General features: G+C 74.3%; 13 protein-coding genes and 1 other RNA gene. 9 read left to right on the top strand and 5 right to left on the bottom strand.

Annotation, left to right across the window (positions count from 1 at the left end; genetic code table 11):
• Positions 1-104 precede the first annotated feature (104 nt).
• Together DQ239_RS06975 and DQ239_RS06970 are read right to left on the bottom strand one after the other, a co-directional pair.
• Positions 105-995, bottom strand: coding sequence for an alpha/beta hydrolase (locus DQ239_RS06975; protein ID WP_233488849.1), 891 nt, complete (start codon positions 993-995; stop codon positions 105-107).
• A 111-nt stretch (positions 996-1,106) separates the two neighbouring features.
• Positions 1,107-3,071: an FUSC family protein gene (locus DQ239_RS06970; RefSeq protein ID WP_113833661.1), complete on the bottom strand. Its 1,965-nt coding sequence runs from the start codon at positions 3,069-3,071 to the stop codon at positions 1,107-1,109.
• 77 nt (positions 3,072-3,148) lie between these two features.
• Here DQ239_RS06970 and DQ239_RS06965 point away from each other — a divergent pair, with 77 nt between their 5' ends.
• The 3 genes from DQ239_RS06965 to DQ239_RS06955 are packed head-to-tail and all read left to right on the top strand — an operon-like array spanning position 3,149 to position 5,795.
• On the top strand, positions 3,149-3,970 hold the full coding sequence (locus DQ239_RS06965; RefSeq protein WP_113833660.1) for a Nif3-like dinuclear metal center hexameric protein: 822 nt from the start codon (positions 3,149-3,151) through the stop codon (positions 3,968-3,970).
• A complete protein-coding gene (locus DQ239_RS06960; RefSeq protein WP_113833659.1) occupies positions 3,967-4,707 on the top strand; it encodes a C4-type zinc ribbon domain-containing protein in 741 nt (246 codons plus the stop codon). The genes DQ239_RS06965 and DQ239_RS06960 overlap by 4 nt, the downstream gene beginning before the upstream one ends.
• Entirely contained in the window at positions 4,704-5,795 is a 1,092-nt protein-coding gene (locus tag DQ239_RS06955) for a bifunctional RNase H/acid phosphatase (protein WP_113833658.1), read from the top strand. The genes DQ239_RS06960 and DQ239_RS06955 overlap by 4 nt, the downstream gene beginning before the upstream one ends.
• Position 5,796: 1 nt before the next feature.
• Here DQ239_RS06955 and DQ239_RS06950 read toward each other — a convergent pair whose 3' ends face one another.
• Entirely contained in the window at positions 5,797-8,052 is a 2,256-nt protein-coding gene (locus tag DQ239_RS06950; RefSeq protein ID WP_113833657.1) for an EAL domain-containing protein, read from the bottom strand.
• A gap of 71 nt (positions 8,053-8,123) precedes the next feature.
• On the bottom strand, positions 8,124-8,882 hold the full coding sequence (locus DQ239_RS06945) for a sulfite exporter TauE/SafE family protein (protein WP_113833656.1): 759 nt from the start codon (positions 8,880-8,882) through the stop codon (positions 8,124-8,126).
• A 23-nt stretch (positions 8,883-8,905) separates the two neighbouring features.
• On the opposite strand from DQ239_RS06945, the gene DQ239_RS06940 reads away from it, so the two are divergent.
• The 6 genes from DQ239_RS06940 to DQ239_RS06915 all read left to right on the top strand — a co-directional run bounded on the left by DQ239_RS06940 (position 8,906) and on the right by DQ239_RS06915 (position 15,011).
• Positions 8,906-9,265 (top strand): hypothetical protein, encoded by a 360-nt coding sequence (locus DQ239_RS06940; protein ID WP_113833655.1) that lies wholly within the window; start codon positions 8,906-8,908, stop codon positions 9,263-9,265.
• Between the two features lie 39 nt (positions 9,266-9,304).
• Positions 9,305-10,024 carry a PIG-L deacetylase family protein gene (locus DQ239_RS06935; protein WP_113833654.1) on the top strand — a complete coding sequence of 240 codons (720 nt, stop codon included), beginning with the start codon at positions 9,305-9,307 and terminating at the stop codon, positions 10,022-10,024.
• Between the two features lie 75 nt (positions 10,025-10,099).
• Positions 10,100-10,774: a SatD family protein gene (locus tag DQ239_RS06930; RefSeq protein ID WP_233488848.1), complete on the top strand. Its 675-nt coding sequence runs from the start codon at positions 10,100-10,102 to the stop codon at positions 10,772-10,774.
• Positions 10,771-11,580, top strand: a complete 810-nt coding sequence (locus tag DQ239_RS06925; protein WP_113833653.1) for a hypothetical protein — start codon at positions 10,771-10,773, stop codon at positions 11,578-11,580. The genes DQ239_RS06930 and DQ239_RS06925 overlap by 4 nt, the downstream gene beginning before the upstream one ends.
• A gap of 18 nt (positions 11,581-11,598) precedes the next feature.
• Positions 11,599-11,999: RNase P RNA component class A (rnpB, locus tag DQ239_RS06920), an RNA gene on the top strand.
• Between the two features lie 93 nt (positions 12,000-12,092).
• Positions 12,093-15,011 (top strand): response regulator, encoded by a 2,919-nt coding sequence (locus DQ239_RS06915; protein WP_158544795.1) that lies wholly within the window; start codon positions 12,093-12,095, stop codon positions 15,009-15,011.
• A 23-nt stretch (positions 15,012-15,034) separates the two neighbouring features.
• Here DQ239_RS06915 and DQ239_RS06910 read toward each other — a convergent pair whose 3' ends face one another.
• Entirely contained in the window at positions 15,035-16,048 is a 1,014-nt protein-coding gene (locus tag DQ239_RS06910) for a sensor histidine kinase (RefSeq protein ID WP_113833770.1), read from the bottom strand.
• Between the last annotated feature and the right edge of the window lie 140 nt (positions 16,049-16,188).

The raw sequence follows: 16,188 nt of genomic DNA, 5'->3' as shown, positions 1-16,188 counted from the left end.
GTTCCACGTCGTCGGGTGGCCGCTGAAACTAGGGGTGTCGCCCAGGTCCTGCAAGGTGAACTTGGTGACGGCCGCCACACTCGCATGCCCCACCTCGTCGTGGTTCAACCGGCCCTCTCCGCGGCCCCCTCCACCCGGTCGAGCAGGTCCAGGAAGGCGCGGTCGACGACCGGGGTGCGGGTGAGGTTCACGCTGTGCCCGGCCCCTGGCACGACCACCAGCTCGGCGCCCACCGCCTCGGCGATGCGCCGCCCGTGGGCGGCGGGGGTGAGGCGGTCGTGCGTGGCGGCGACGACGGTCACCGGCACCCGGGCCAGCACCTCCAGCGCCGCGGTCTCGTCGTGGTCGAGGAAGGTCGCGTAGAACGCCGCGACCACCGGGTAGGGCGTCTCCTCCAGCAGCCGCTGGACCAGGCGCACGCGGGCGGGATCGGCGTCGTCCCGGCCGAAGAGCAGCCGGCGGGTGAACCAGCGGCCGAACGGGCTGCCGCGCCACCGCAGGCGCTCGAGCGCCGGTGCGGCCAGCTGCACCCCGCGCAGGTACAGCGGCAGGAGCCCCGCCCGCCGGACCAGCTTCACCAGCCGCCCCAGGACGCCGGTCTCGACCAGACCACCGGCCGAGGTGGCCAGCAGGAACACCCCGACGACGCGGCTGCCGAAGAGCTCGGGCCGCTGCCGCGCCAGCGCCAGCACGCTCATGCCGCCCATGGAGTGGCCGGCGAGCACCACCGGGCCGGTCGGGACGACGGCGTCGAGCACCTGGCCCAGGTCGCGGCCGGTGCGGTCGATCGTCGCCCTCGTCAGCGGTGTCCAGCCCGAGCGGCCGTGCCCCCGCTGGTCCCAGAGCACCAGCCGGGCGCGGTCCCGCAGCGCCGTGCGCTGCAGCTCCCACTCCGCGAGGCGGGCGGTGAAGCCGTGCGACAGGATGACGGTGAGGGGCGCGTCCTCGGCGCCGTCCACCTCGACGTGCAGGTCGACGCCGTCGTCGGTGCGCACGGTTCGTGAGCCCGGCGGGGGAGGACCGGTCAGCGGCGGCAGGACGGGAACGCGATCACTCGGCACCCGGACATCCCAGGGCCTCCCGGCGACGGCGCGCAACCGGAGCGGTCAGCGGCGGCCCCGCCGGCCCGGGGCGGTGGCGCGGAGCAGGCGGCGGGCGGTGTCCACCTCGCGGGCCACGGGCGCCAGCACGCCGTCGGCCAGGAGCTCGGCGTCGTCGTCGGTGCCGGTGGTCCGGGCGTCGTCCTCGAGGTGCCGGATCGCGCGGCGCAGCACCGCGACCTGGGCCGGGTCGGGGGCCGGTTCACCCGCGCGGGTGGCGATGACCGCCTCGGTGACCGCGTCCGCGGTCCGCTCCAGCGCCACGATGACCGGCCACCAGGCCGCGGCCCGGGTGCTGATGGGCGGCGGCTCGGCCAGCCGCCGCTGCAGCTGGGCCTGCAGCTCGGTGAGCGCCCGGTAGGTGCGCCGCCGGGCCCGGCGCCGGTCGGCGGCCTCGCCGGTGAAGGCGGCGTCCACGAAGCCGTCCAGCGCGACCGCGGTCTCGTGCAAGGCCCGGTCCAGCTGCGCCCGCCAGGTCTGGGGCCAGAGCAGGTAGCCGAAGACGAGGACGATGCCGCAGCCCACGAGGGTGTCGACCAACCGCTCGCCGACCAGCCCGGCGTCGTGGGGCAGCGTCAGGTCGAGCATCAGCAGGATGACCGGCGTCTGGAACACCGAGAACAGGCCGAAGTTGGCCGCCCGTGCCCACGGCAGCACCGCGGCCGACGCCGCCATCGCCAGCAGCAGCCACGGGCTGCCGCTGAGCACCGCCAGCACCGCCGAGCCGATCAGCACGCCCAGGAGCGTTCCGGCGCCCCGCTGCACCGCCCGGCCGAACACCGACCCGAAGTCCGGCTTGAGCACGATCGCCACGGTGAGCAGCACCCAGTAGGGCCGCTCGGCGGGCAGCAGCTGCCGGGCCACCTCCGCGATCGACATGCACAGCGCCAGGCGGACGGCGAAGGCCCGGCTGTCGGGGCTGACCAGGGTGCGGTCGGCGAGGTCCCGCAGCCGGGTGCGCAGATCGGTGCCCGTGGGGCGGGCGGCCGCCCCGGCGCGCTCCTCGGGGTCGCCGACGACGTCCCACACCAAGCGGACGCCGTGCCGCACCGCCCGGCGGACGTGGTGGCCCTCCTCCAGCGGGGGCGGGCGCTCGCCGGGCAGTTCCTGGCCGCCGCCGAGGGCCGCGGCGAGGGCGCGCACCGCGGCGACGTCGTCGTCGTCGACGGGCACGCGGGCTCGGGCGGCCGCCACGGACGCCTCGACCAGCGGCGCGGCGGAGTTGAGCACCCCGGCCAGCTCGGAGAGCTCGCGCACCCGGCCGGCGTGGTGGCTGCGGCTGCGGATCACCCGGTCGTAGGCGGCGTTGAGCGCGGTGGTGAGCTCCCGGCGCGCCGCCTCCGCCTGCTCGGGGTCCGCGGCCTCGAGGAGGTCGGCGATGCGGGTGAACACCGCGGCCACGGCGGCGCGGTCGGGGTCGCCCGCCTCGGTGCCGGCCTGCACGAGGGTGACCAGGGTGGCCCAGCCGGCCCCGAGCAGGAAGCAGGCGATCTCGGCCTGCCACGGCAGCGAGGTGGCGAAGCCGGACGCGAGCGCGGTGTAGACCAGCAGCTGCAGGGAGCCCAGGGACATCGTGGCGTTGATGGCGCTGATCCCGGCGGCGACCACGGAGATGAGCGCGATCACCACGACCGGCGCCCAGCCCCCGCCCGTGGCGAAGCCGCCGGCCAGCAGCCCGACGGCTCCGAACGCCGTGGCGGTGGCGGTCCGGCGCAGCTTCTCGCGCAGAGGTCCCGCCTGGGGGGCGAGCGTGGCCACCAGGGCGCCCATCGTGCCGAAGGTGCCGGCGCTCAGCGTCGTCCCCGGTTCGATGCCGCCCTCGACGGCGACGGCCAGGGCCAGCGGGGCGGGGATGGCCACGGCGAAGCGGACGACGTCCCGCCACGGCACCGCGGGACGCCCGGTGCGGACCAGCTCCTCCAGCCACGCGGGTGCGTGCAGGCCCCGGTTCCTGACCGCCTCGGCACCCACCTCGACAGCTTGGCACCGACGGTCCGGGCGTCCCCGTCGGGCCGGGGGGATCCGGCCGCCCGCCTACAGTCCCCGGCGTGACGGTGCTGCTGGGGAACGTGATCGAGGCCCTCGAGGCGCGCTACGACCCCGCCCTGGCCGAGGGCTGGGACGCCGTCGGGCTGGTCTGCGGGGACCGCGACGAGCCGGTGCGCCGGGTGCTGTTCGCCGTCGACCCGACCGCCGCGGTGGTCGACGAGGTGGTCGAGGGCGGTGCGGACCTGCTCGTCACCCACCACCCGCTGTTCCTGTCGCCCGTGCACGGGGTGCCCGCCGGCGACCCCAAGGGCCGGCTGGTGCACCGGCTCGTCCGCGCCGGCGCCGGGCTGTTCGTCGCGCACACCAACGCCGACCGCGCACCGGGCACCGGCGTCAACGCCGCGCTCGCCGACGTCCTGGGGCTCTCCGGCGCCGTGCCGCTGGAGCCGGTGCCCGGCCGGCCGGATGCGGGCCTGGGCCGGGTGGGGGAGCTGCCCGGGCCGCTCACCCTGCGCGAGTTCGCCGCGCGGGCGGCCGAGGTGCTGCCGGCCACCGCCGGGGGCGTGCGGGTGGCCGGGGACCTCGACCGCACGGTGCGCCGGGTGGCGGTGTGCGGGGGGAGCGGCGGCTCGCTGCTGCCGGCCGCGGCCGCCGCCGGGGCCGACGTGCTGCTGACGAGTGACCTCAAGCACCACCCGGCCTCCGACGCGCTGGAGGTCGCCGGGCCCGCGCTCTGCGACGTCGCCCACTTCGCCAGCGAGTGGCCCTGGCTGCCGGTGGCCGCGGCAGCGCTGCGCGACGACCTCGCCGGGGCGGTGGAGGTGGCCGTGTCCCGGCGGCGCACCGATCCGTGGAGCCTCTCGGTAGGTTCCTCGTCGTGAAGGTCGACCATTTCGAGCAGCAGAAGCTCCTGGATCTCGCGGCCGAGGACGTCGCGCTGACCCAGCTGGCGCACCGCAGGCGGACGCTGCCGGAGGTCGCCGCGGTGGAGGCCGCCGAGGAGTCCGAGCGGGAGCGCTCCGCCGACGTCGTCCGCGCCGAGACCGAGGCGAAGGACCTGACCCGCGAGGTCCGCCGGCTGGAGTCCGACGTCGACACCGTGCGGCAGCGCGCCGCCCGCGACCAGCAGCGGCTGGACTCCGGCAGCGCGACGCCCAAGGAGATGACCGGCCTCCAGCACGAGATGGAGTCCCTCGCCCGCCGCCAGGCCGACCTGGAGGACCAGGAGCTCGAGCTCATGGAGCGGCTGGAGACGGCGGAGTCCGCGCTCGCCTCGGCCCAGCAGGCGGTGCAGGAGGCGCGGGAGGCGCGGGAGCGGGCCGAGCAGCGGCGCGACGACGCGCTGGCCGACATCGCCGACGGGACCGCCCGGCACGAGACCGCCCGGGCCGCGATCGCCGAGGGCATCTCCGCGCCGTTGCTGTCGCTGTACGACCGGATCCGGGCGCAGACCGGGAGCACCGGCGCGGCGATGCTGCAGGCCCGCGCCTGCCAGGGGTGCCGCATCGAGCTCAACGGGCGCGAGCTTGCCGCCGTCCGCAACGCCGACCCCCACGAGGTCGTGCGGTGCGAGAACTGCGGCCGGATCCTGGTGCGGACCGCCGAGTCCGGGCTGTGACCCGCCGGTTCATCGTCGAGGCAGACGGGGGCTCGCGGGGCAACCCGGGTCCGGCCGGTTACGGCGCGCTGGTGCGGGACGCCGAAACCGGCACGGTGCTGGCCGAGCGGGCCGCGTCCGTGGGCCGGGCCACCAACAACGTCGCGGAGTACGGCGGGCTGGTCGCCGGGCTGCAGGCAGCGCTCGACCTCGACGCCTCGGCCGAGGTCGAGGTCCGGATGGACTCCAAGCTCGTCGTCGAGCAGATGTCGGGCCGGTGGCAGATCAAGCACCCGGACATGCGGCAGCTCGCGCTGCAGGCCCGCGCCATCGCGGGCCGGCTGGGCGGGGTCCGCTACACCTGGGTGCCCCGGGCGCAGAACGGTGCGGCCGACGCCCTGGCCAACAGCGCGATGGACGGCAAGCCGGTCCACCGGGACGCCGCCGCCGAGCCCTCGGTCACCGAGTCCGACGTGCAGCCGGAGGAGCCGGCGCCCGTCGTCACCACCGTGACCCACCTGCTCCGGCACGGGCAGACCGAGCACACCCCCGAGCGTCGTTACAGCGGCCGTAACGACCTGCCGTTGTCGCTGACCGGCCGGGCCGAGGCCGAGGCCGCCGCCTCCCGCGTCGCGGAGCTGGGCATCGAGGTGATCGTGGCCTCGCCGCTGCGGCGCACCCGTGAGACCGCGGAGATCGTCGGCGGCGTGCTGGGGCTGCCCGTCGAGCTGGACGACGACCTGGTCGAGCTGGACTTCGGCGACCTGGAGGGGCTGACCGGCGCGGAGGCGCTCGAGCGGTATCCGCTCGCCGTCCGCCGGTTCATGACCGACCCGACGGTGGCGGCCCCCGGTGGCGAGTCGATCGCGGACGTCAGCGCCCGGGTCGCCCGCGCGCGCCGGCGCATCCTCGACCGCTGCGCCGGGCGGTCGGTGCTGCTGGTGAGCCACGTGACGCCGATCAAGCTGATGCTCGCCGCCGGCCTGGGCGCGGGCGACGACGTCGTCCACCGCGTGTACCTGCAGGCGGCCTCGCTGTGCACCGTCGCGTGGTCCTCCGACGGCCGGACGTCGGTGCGGCTGGTCAACGACACCGCACACCTGCGTTAGCTCACCCGGCCGCGGGCGCTGCCTCCCGCTCGAGGAGCCAGCGCTCGAGGACCGGTGCGGGCAGGGCGGGGGAGTGCAGGAACCCCTGGCTGGTGTCGCAGCCGAGCGTGCGGAGGTGGGCGAGGGTCTCGTCGTCCTCCACCCCCTCGGCGACGACGCCGAGGCCCAGTCGGTGTGCCAGGTCGATGGTGCTGGCGATGATCGCCTCGGTGCGCCGGTCGGTGCACAGGTCGGTGGTGAACGACCGGTCGAGCTTCAGCTCGGTGACCGGCAGGTCGCGCAGGTACGCCAGCGACGAGTAGCCGGTGCCAAAGTCGTCGATGCTCACCGAGACGCCGAGCGCGGCGAGGTCGGCGACGACGGCGAGGCTGCGCTCGGGGTCGGTCAGCAGCACGGTCTCGGTCACTTCGAGGACGACCGAGCGCGGCGGCACCTCGTGCCGGGTCAGCAGCTCGGCCAGCCGCGCGGGCAGGCCGGTGTCCAGCAGATTGCTGGCCGAGAGGTTGACCGAGACGCGAAGGTCCAACCCGCGTCCGCGCCAGTCGGCCGCCTGGGCTATCGCCGACTCCAGCACGCGTTCGGTGAGCGGCCCCATCAGCCCGTGCACCTCGGCCAGGGGCAGGAACTGGGCCGGCGGGATCAGCCCGCGCTCCGGGTGCGTCCACCGGACGAGGCACTCCACGCCGACGACCCGACCGTCGGTGATGTCGAGCTGCGGCTGGTGGTGCAGCACGAGCTGATCGGTGGTCAGCGCGGTACGCAGCTGCTCGACCAGGGCCAGGTGCCCGCTGCTGTCGGAGTGGACGGCGGGGTCGTAGAGGGCGACGCCCGAGCCGGAGCGCTTGGCGTCGTACATCGTGACGTCGGCGCGGCGCAGCAGCACGCTGGGGCGCCGGCCGTCCTCGGTGCTGGTGGTCACGCCGATGCTCGCGGAGCAGTGCACGGACATGCCGTCGAGCGGGAACGGCTGCGCGAGCCGGTCGTGCAGGCGCCGGCCCAGGGCGAGACCGGCCTCGTCCGCGGGGACGTCGCCATCGAGCACGGCGACGACGGCGAACTCGTCCCCACCGAGGCGGCCCAGCAGGTCACCGGCCCGCAGCGCCGTCTCCAGGCGCTGGGCCACCAGGCGCAGCAGGTGGTCTCCTGAGCTGTGGCCCAAGGCGTCGTTGACCTCCTTGAACTTGTCGAGGTCGAGCAACGCCAGGGCCACCGGCGCACCCTCGGCCGAGAGCGCCTCGATGCGGCGCAGCACGGCGCGGCGGTTGGGCAGCCCGGTCAGCTCGTCGGTGAGCGCCTCGCGCCTGCTGACCGCCAGTTGCGACAGCTCGCGGACGTTGGCCAGCATCCGGACGCTGGCACCCAGCGCCGCCAGCGCGGCGCACGCGGTCGCGGCACCTGCCCCGTCCACCAGCATGGCGAGCAGGAGGATGGACGTGGAGGCGGCGACCACGGTGAACGAGCCGATGGTCGAGGCCTTCGCATCGGCCGGCTGCGGCACGGTGCGGGCCGGCTGCAGCACAGCGGCGACGGCCAGGCACATCGGCCCGGCCGGACCGATGAGTGCGGTCCAGCCGGTGGGTGGCTCGTCGCTGAACAGGGCCAGGGCACTCGCTGCCAGCCCGGTGCCGAGCGCGACGACGACCAACCAGGTGCGCGGGTCGCGGCCCATCGCCCCGATGAACGGCAGGGTCAGGGCTGTTCCGACGAGGACGAAGCCGGCCGCGACCTGGGCGACCAGCGGCTGGATCTGCCACCACGGGCTCGAGTCGAGGACATCGCCATGGGCCAGCACCAGGTTGAGGGCCGCGACGACCGCGAGGACGCCGGACATGCCGTTCATCAGGTCGTTGGGGTCGCCGAGGCTGGTGCTGTACCGGTTCCAGCGCACCAGCCCGCCGTACATGATCGGGAAGGCGAGCACCGGGGCCCACATCGCCGTCGCGAAGGCGAAGGTCCGGGTTGCCGGGATCAGGGAGAGCACGATGGCGACGACGATCCCGGATGCGGACACAATCGTGCCCAGGGCGATGCGACTCCACACGGTGCGCTCGTGGTGCACCTGGCGCGCCCGCCAGACCAGAACGGTGGCGAGGGCTGCGCACAGCAGGACGCCGAACAGCCCGGCGAGCGGACGGGGGCCGCTGCCCGCGCCGGGCGGTGCGATGCCGACCGCGACGGAGCCGGCCGCGGCCAGGCCGACGCACGCCAGCGCGGTCCGCGGCGATCCGGGCAGGAGGCGGGCTCGCGCGTCGGGCATGGACCGTTCATCGACCGTTCGGTGCCGCCCATGGATCCCGCCACGCGACCCCACCCCCATCGGGGTAGGTCTCACGCGCGGGCGAAGAGGTAGACCGAGACGGCCACGCCGAAGGCGACGATGAGGATGCGCAGCGCCGTCGCCGGGATGCGGGTGGCGATGCGCGCGCCGAGGAAGCCCCCCAGCAGGCTGGCCGGCGCCGCGACCGTGACCACGCCCCAGTGGACGTCGCCGAAGAGCCCGAAGATGACGACGGTGACCGTTGCGGTGACCGCCGAGATCGCGGACTTGAGCGCGTTGGCCAGCGGCAGCCGGTTCAGCGCCAGGCCCAGCACGCCGACGAGGATGACGCCGAGCGCGCCCCCGAAGTAGCCGCCGTAGACGGTGGCCAGGAACAGCGCCACGTACAGCCAGCGGGGATCGCGGACGTCGGCGTCGTCCCGCTGGGTGCGCCGGAGCCGGCGGTTGAGCAGCGGCTGGACCGCCAGCAGGGAGCTGGCCAGCAGCACCAGCACCGGGACGACGACGTCGAAGGCCTCGGACGGCGTGGTCAGCAGGAGGACGCTGCCCGTCGTCCCGCCGAGGACGGCGACGGCGCCCAGACGCAGCAGCCGGCGGCGCTGGCCGGCGTACTCGGCGCGGAAGCCGGCCACCCCGCCCAGGTAGCCCGGCCACTGCGCGACGGAGTTGGTGACGTTGGCCGCGACGGTGCCCAGGCCGAGCGCCACCAGGGTCGGGAAGAGGATCAGCGAGCCGCCGCCGGCGATGGAGTTGACCCCGCCGGCGAGCAGCGCCACCGCCGCGGCGATGACCAGGTCGAGGGCGGACACGGCGGTCAACCTACGGTGGGCCGATGAGGCTCCCGAGCACCCACACCTGGCTGGCCGCGATGCTCGGCGGTGCCGGGGCGCTGCACCTGGTCCGGCCGCGCATCTACGAGTGGCTGGTGCCCCCGGAGCTGGGGGACGCCCGGACCTGGGTGCTGGCCAGCGGCGCGGCCGAGCTGGGCGCCGCGGCGCTGCTCGCCGCCCCGGCCACCCGGCGGGCCGGCGGATGGGCCGCCGCCGGGCTGTTCGCCGCGTTCGTGCCGGCCCACCTGCACACCTTCCGCGCCGTGCCGAACGAGCCGGTGCCCCTGGCCGTCGCGACCGTGCGCCTGCCGTTGCAGCTGCCGCTCATCGGTGCCGCGCTCCGGGTGGCCCGCGGGCGCTGAGGGGTCGTCTGGCAGCGCCGGCCGGGCGAGACTCGCGCCATGGCTTCTGCACCCATGCCCGACGACTGGCAGCGCGCCCTCGTCGTGGCCGCGCACCCCGACGACATCGAGTACGGCCTCGCCGCCGCCGTCGCGGTGTGGACCGCGGCCGGCAAGGAGGTGCACTACCTGCTGGCGACCCGCGGTGAGGCCGGCATGGAGGGCGTGCCCCCGGCCGAGGCGGGCTCGGTGCGCGAGGAGGAGGAGCGGCGCTCGGCCGCCGTCGTCGGGGTGACCGAGGTGGAGTTCCTCGACCACCGGGACGGCACGCTGGTGGCCGGACCGGAGCTGCGGCGCGACCTGGCCGCGGCGATCCGCCGGCACCGCCCGGAGCTCGTCGTCACCGGCTACTTCGGCGCGACGTGGACCCCGCCGGGCGTCTCGCCGGCGTACGTGAACTCCGCCGACCACCGGGCGCTGGGCCAGTCGGTGATCGACGCGGTGGCCGACGCCGCCAACGAGTGGATCTTCCCGGACCTCGCCGAGGAGCGCTGGACCGGCGTGCAGTACATCGCGGTGGGGGAGATGACCGACCCGCCGCACGAGGTCGACGTCAGCGCCACGGTGGAGCTGGCGGTCGCGTCGCTGTCGGAGCACGGGCGCTACCTGGAGCTGCTGTCCGACGAGCCGGTCGCGGAGCAGGCGCGCCAGGTCGTGGACATGTCCACCCTCGAGGAGGACGGCGGCCGCCGGGTCGGGTTTCGCCTCTTCTGGGGCTGAGCAAAGCATGAACGCACTCGGAAGTCACACGATGGATGATTTACAAACCGATTCACACATGATGTGATTTACCTCGTGAATCAGACGATGGCTGATCATCAGGGCGTCGTCCTCATTGGTGACGTCGTCGCCTCCCGCTCACATCCCGACCGGCGAGCACTGCAGGAACGAGTGTTCCGGGTCCTGGAGGACACCGCTGCCGACGTGCCGGGGCTGCAGCGTCTCGCCGTCACAGTGGGCGACGAATTCCAAGGCGTCTTCGCCGAACTCGCGACCGCCGTGCGTGCCGCCTTGCTGGTACGGCTGAGCCTGCTGCCGGAGGTCGACACTCGTTACGGCCTCGGCTCCGGTCCGTTCATGGTCTTCGACGACAGCCGCCAGCCAATCTCACAGGATGGCCCCGCATGGTGGGCTGCGCGCGAAGCGATCACGACGGCGAAGCAGCGGTCGGACCGACCGCGCTCCCGCAGCACCCGCCTCTGGTATGTCGCAGCGACGCCCAACGGGGCGCCCGCCGACCTGGGTGCCGGTCCGGTCAATGCCTACCTGTCGTGCTGCGACGAGCTGCTCGGTCGGATGAGTCCGCGAGAACTCCGACTTACCCGCGGGGTGGTGCAGGGAGTAGAGCAAGCGGAGCTCGCAGAGCGGGAGGGGGTTGTTCCGTCGGCCGTATCGCAGGCCCTTAGCCGTAGCGGCGCGCACACGGTCGCCGCCTCTCTTCACCTTCTGGCAACGGGCGGGCGACCGTGAGCCTCGTCGTGACCCTGTTGGCGACGCTCGCCCTCGTCGACCTCGTTCGGTGGTCGGTCGACGAGGCGTCCTCGTCTCGAACGGTCGCCGCAGTGCTGGCCGGTGCGCTGAGCAGCCTGGGCCTGGCCTGGTGCTGCGGTCCGGACGCCTGGCCGACGGTCGTCGTCGTCGGTGTGGTGGCAGCTGCCGTATGGGGTGTGACCGGCAGCCAGCGCTTGTACCGGGACGGGCGGACCGGGCTCGTCGCGGCGGTCGTGATGGCCGGCTCCACGCTGGTCCTGCTGCCGTTGGCCCCGGCCATCGACGGACCTGTGGCGAGCTGGTACGACGCCCTGGACTTCTCCGGCCTGACTTCGGTGTCAGTCGAGCGCGGCGCCGTCGTGCTGGTCGGCGCGCTCTTCCTGCTCACAACGGGCAATCGTCTCGTGCGGGGCGTACTCGCCGCGGCGGGTACGTCACCGACCGCCGGCGAAGCGAGTCTCAAGGGTGGCAGATGGCTCGGTCCGCTCGAACGAACTTTCATCCTCGCCTTGGCGATGGCCGGGGACCTGACGGCAGCAGCCGTGGTCATCGCCGCCAAGGGGATCCTCCGGCTCCCAGAGATCCGCGCACCCCGGCCGCCGGGATCCCCCGGCATGCCCGACGGGGAGGCGACGGGTGCTCCAGAAGGCCGTGCACGGGTAGCTGCCGACGACCCGCAGGCAGTGGGCGCTCCCGACACGGTTGCCGAGTACTTCCTCGTCGGCACGTTCACGAGCTGGATCCTGGCCCTATTGGTGGCGGGGCTCGCCCAGCTGGGGGCCTAGACTGCCGACCACGACGGACGAGTCGGCTGGGCGGTCGCGTCGGCGGGGGAGACCCCGCCGCCGAGGAACGTCCGGGCTCCACAGGGCAGGGTGGTCGTTAACAGCGACCCGGGGCGACCCGCGGGACAGTGCCACAGAGAACAGACCGCCAGTGCTCGCACTGGTAAGGGTGAAACGGCGGTGTAAGAGACCACCGCACACCGGGTGACCGGTGTGGCTCGGTAAACCCCACCCGGAGCAAGGTCAAGAAGGGACGACGGTTCGCCGCCGTCCTGCGCAGGCGTTCGAGGGCGGCCCGCCCGAGCCTGCGGGTAGACCGCTCGAGCCTGCCGGCAACGACAGGCCTAGATGGATGACCGCCCATCGGGAGGCCGTGAGGCACCCGGGGACAGAACCCGGCGTACAGGCTGACTCGTCCGTCGCCCGACCTCGGGCTGCGCCTCCGTGTCCCGTTGGGATGATCCGGGGGAGCTCCGCTTCAGTGGCCCGATTCGGTGGCCGACAACATGGTCGTGGCCGATCTGAAGCCGAAGGTTGCTGTCCAGGCCCGCTGGCGCGCGCTGGTGGACCTGGCGGCCAGTGCGGGCTGGGCGCTGGCGTACGCGGTCACGGTGTTCCTCGGGCGGATGACCCGGGTGGACGGTTCGGCGCTGGCGCTGGTGTGGCCGGCGGCCGCGGTGGGTGTGCTGTGGCTGGCCTGTCGGTGGCAGCGGCGGCGCTGGCTGGTCACCGACGCGGTGCTGCTGGCGGTGGTGGCCGGCGCGGTCAACGTGGTCACCGGCACGTCGGCGCTCATGGGTGCGTTCTTCGGTCTGGCCAACGTCGTGCAGTCGTTGATCGCGTGCGTGCTGCTGCGGGGCCTGCAGCAGCGCTGGGGCTCGGTGCCGTGGCGGCTGCGCCGGTCGGCCGACCTGGGGGCGCTGGTGATCGCGTCGTCGGGAGCCTCGCTGGCGGCCGCGGGCATCGGGCCCGTGGCGCTGTGGTGGCTGCAGGACGTCCCGCTGATGCCCACGATGGGCGCGTGGACGCTGCGCAACGCCGCCGGCACGTTCGTGTTCGTGGCGCTGGCGCTGCGGGTGGCCGACCGGCAGCTGGGTCGGGTGGTGCGCGACCGTCGCCAGGCAGCCGAGCTGGGGTTCGCCGCCGCGGTGGTGGTGGCCGGCTACACCGCCGTGTTCGGGATGACCGCTCACCTGCCGGTCGGCTTCCTGCTGGTTCCGCTGTCGATGTGGCTCGCGCTGCGCTTCCACACCACCGTCGCCGCCGCGCACGTGATGCTGACCGGCTTCCTGGTGGTGACCCTCACGCTGGCCGACCGCGGCCCGTTCGCCATCGGCGATCCGCTGGTGCAGGTGCTGCTGGCGCAGGCGTTCGTGACGGTCACCGGGCTCGTCGCTCTGGTGCTCGCGTTGCACCGCGACGAGCGGGCGCAACTGATCGGCGGGCTGGAGGAGGCGCGCCGGCGGGCCGATGAGCAGGCGGCGCTGGTCGAACGGGCCGGCGCGGCGAGGACCGCGTTCCTCGCGACGATGAGCCACGAGATCCGCACCCCGCTCAACGCCGTCCTCGGGCTCACCGACGTGCTGCTCACCACCGACCTGGGTGCCGAGCAGCGCGATCACCTCGAGACGATCGCCGGCAGCGGGGACGCCCTGCTCTCGCTGATCAACGACATCTTGGACTTCTCCAAGATCGAGGCCGGTGAGCTCGCCCTCGAGCGGGCGCCGTTCGAGCTCGACGACGTGGTCTACGACGTCGCCCAGCTGATGTCGCCGCAGGCTGCGGCGAAGGGCCTGAACCTGATCGTCGACGTGCCGCCGGACGGCGGCTGGCACGTGCTCGGCGACGCCCCTCGGCTGCGCCAGGTGCTGCTCAACCTGGTCGGCAACGCGATCAAGTTCACCGCGCACGGCGTGGTCCTGGTCAAGGTGACCGCCACGGTCGAGGGCTGCCGGATGGTGTGCCGGCTCGCGGTCTCCGACACCGGCATCGGCATCCCCGCCGACCAGCACGACCGGCTGTTCCGCTCCTTCAGCCAGGTCGATGCCTCCACCACCCGCTCCTACGGTGGCACCGGCCTGGGCCTGGCCATCAGCCAGCGCATCGCCGAGGCCATGGGCGGCGGCATCACCGTCGACAGCGAACCCGACGTCGGCTCGACGTTCACCGTCTCCGTGCGTCTGCAGGTGCCGGCGACCGCCCCGGTGCGCACCGACGGCGACGCGCTCGCCGGGTGCCGCGTCCTGGTGGTCGACGACAACCCGGACTACGTGACCCTGCTGGGGCGCAAGCTGGCGCGTTTCGGCGCGACGTGTGTGCCGGCAACCAGCGGGGCGGAGGCGCTGGCGGTGGCCGAGCGGGAGGGCGCCTCCCTCGACGCCGCGTTGCTCGGCACGGACATGCCCGGTATGCCCGCCGACGAGCTGGCCGAGCGGCTGCGCGCGCAGCCCACCACCGCGGAGCTGCCCCTCGTGCTCCTCAGCACCTCCTCGCTGCTGCCACCGGAGCGCGCGCACCTGTTCGTGGCCCGCCTGACCAAGCCGGTGCGCCCGGAACGCCTGCTGCACGCGTTGCAGGCGGCTCTGCGGCGCGAGCCCACCGCTGCCCCTCCGGCACCCCGCGCGCGCCCGGGCACCCCGGCCGACCGCCGACGGCTGCGCGTCCTCGTCGCCGAGGACAACCCGGTCAACGCCCGCCTCATGGCCATGTACCTGCGCCAGCTCGGGCACGACGGCGACCACGTGCCCAACGGCGAGGAGGCAGTCCGCGCCGTCCTGTCCGGCGCCTACGACGTCGTGCTCATGGACGCCCAGATGCCGGTGCTCGGCGGCGTGGACGCGACCGCGGCGATCCGGGCGATGCCCGGACCGCAGCCGCGGATCGTCGCGGTGACCGCGAGCGCGCTCGCCACCGACCGCACGGCCTTCCTCGAGGCCGGCGCCGATGACTTCGTCACCAAGCCGGTCCGGATGGCCACCCTGGCCGCAGCGCTGGAGGCACCGTGGGACGGCACCGAGCGGCGCGCCCTCAGCGGCGGCTCAGCCACAGCCACGGTCCCGACGCCCCGGGCAGAGGACGACGCCCCGACCCTCCACGCGGTGCTGGACGCCGCGACCGTGGCGGAGCTGCGCGACCTCGGGGACGAGGGCTTCGCGCACCTCTACCGCGAGTACCTGACCGGCATGGACGCGATGGTGGCGGCGATCCTCGCGGCGCCCGTGCCGCCGGTCGACGAGGACGCCTCGATGGCCCGGCTCGCGCACAAGCTCAAGGGCAGCAGCGCCGCCATGGGCGCCACCGGCCTGGCCGAGATCTGCGGCCGGCTGGAGGACGTCGGCGTCCCCGACACCGCCCTGGCCGCTGTGCTGCAGGCGCAGAGCGACCGCGTTCGCGCCGCCGTCGGCGCCCTGCTCGCCGACATCGAGACGTAACAGCGTCGAGCAGGAAATGCTGCCTAGGACCAGTGCGTGGTGAGTCGGACGCTGTTGCCGCGCTCCCCGGCCCGCAGAGCCACGTGGTCGCAGAGCTGACGGGCCAGCCACAGCCCCATGCCGCCCGCCGACAGGTCCTCGCCGTGCGCCGGTCCGTATCCGGCGAACGGGTCGCTCGGTCCGGCTCCGGCGTCGCGAATGGTGCACACGACCGTCCCCGGGGCGGTCCACAGTCGCAGGCTGACCGGTCGACGACCGTGCCGGATGCCGTTGGAGGTCATCTCGTCCACGGCCAGCTGGAAGTCCTCGAGAAGGTCGGGAGGGCCGTCGACGGCGGCCAGGTGGGCGCGGACGGCCCGGCGGAGCGCGATGAAGTCGGTGACGTCGTCGGCGGCCAGCGCCGGCGGGGTGCGTTCCAGCGGCTCGTCGGGTACCGGAAGGCCGGCCAGATAGGTCACCGGATCGACGTAGTCGGCGTTGGTGGCGCGCCCGTCGTCGTCGACCAGGTGTGGGTGGGTGTGCCGGGCGGTGGCCAGCAGCGGTTCGGGCAGGTCGGTGCTGAACGCGCACAGGCCCCACAGCGGCGACGACGCGAACGCGGCGTTGATGACCGCCTCGTACCGCTGCCACTCGACCCGGTCGGCGGTGGTGGTGCCGAAGTCGACCTCGCCCACGACGCGGACCCGTCGCCCGGGGCTGGCCTGCTCACCCAGCCCGCGGAACGCCTTGATCGCCGTCGGGGTCCGCGCCCGGTACAGCGCCTGCCTCTCGAGTGACAGCACCAGCGGGTGGTCGCCGACGGCTGCCCGGATCGCGGCGGTGGTGGCCGGACCAGCGGCGATCACCGCACCGTCCCCGGCGGCCAACCCCTCGAGGAGGAACGGGGCGGCGATGGCGGCCAGCTCGTCGAGAGAGTCGTAGAGCACCGCGTCGTGCCGGAATCCCGGCCCCGCACAGCCGTCCGGCTCCGTGCCGGGCGGTCGGCCGCGGTCGTCAGTGGTCCGAGTGGTCTCGAGGCCCAACGGTCCAACCCCCATCATCGCCGCGCGTGTCCGGGTGAGGCGGCCCCGTCCACGGTAGGCGCCGTCGCACAATCGGCCACCCGAGCGGCGCCCGGCCGGTCGGGTGCCCACGCCTGCGATCTGCGCGGGGACACCGGTCGGGCACAATGCAACGG

Origin of the sequence: Blastococcus sp. TF02-09 (genome assembly GCF_003319105.1) — a bacterium.
GTDB lineage: Bacteria > Actinomycetota > Actinomycetes > Mycobacteriales > Geodermatophilaceae > Blastococcus.
The sequence above is the reverse complement of the archived record's forward strand: the minus strand, read 5'-3'. Positions and strand labels throughout refer to the sequence as shown.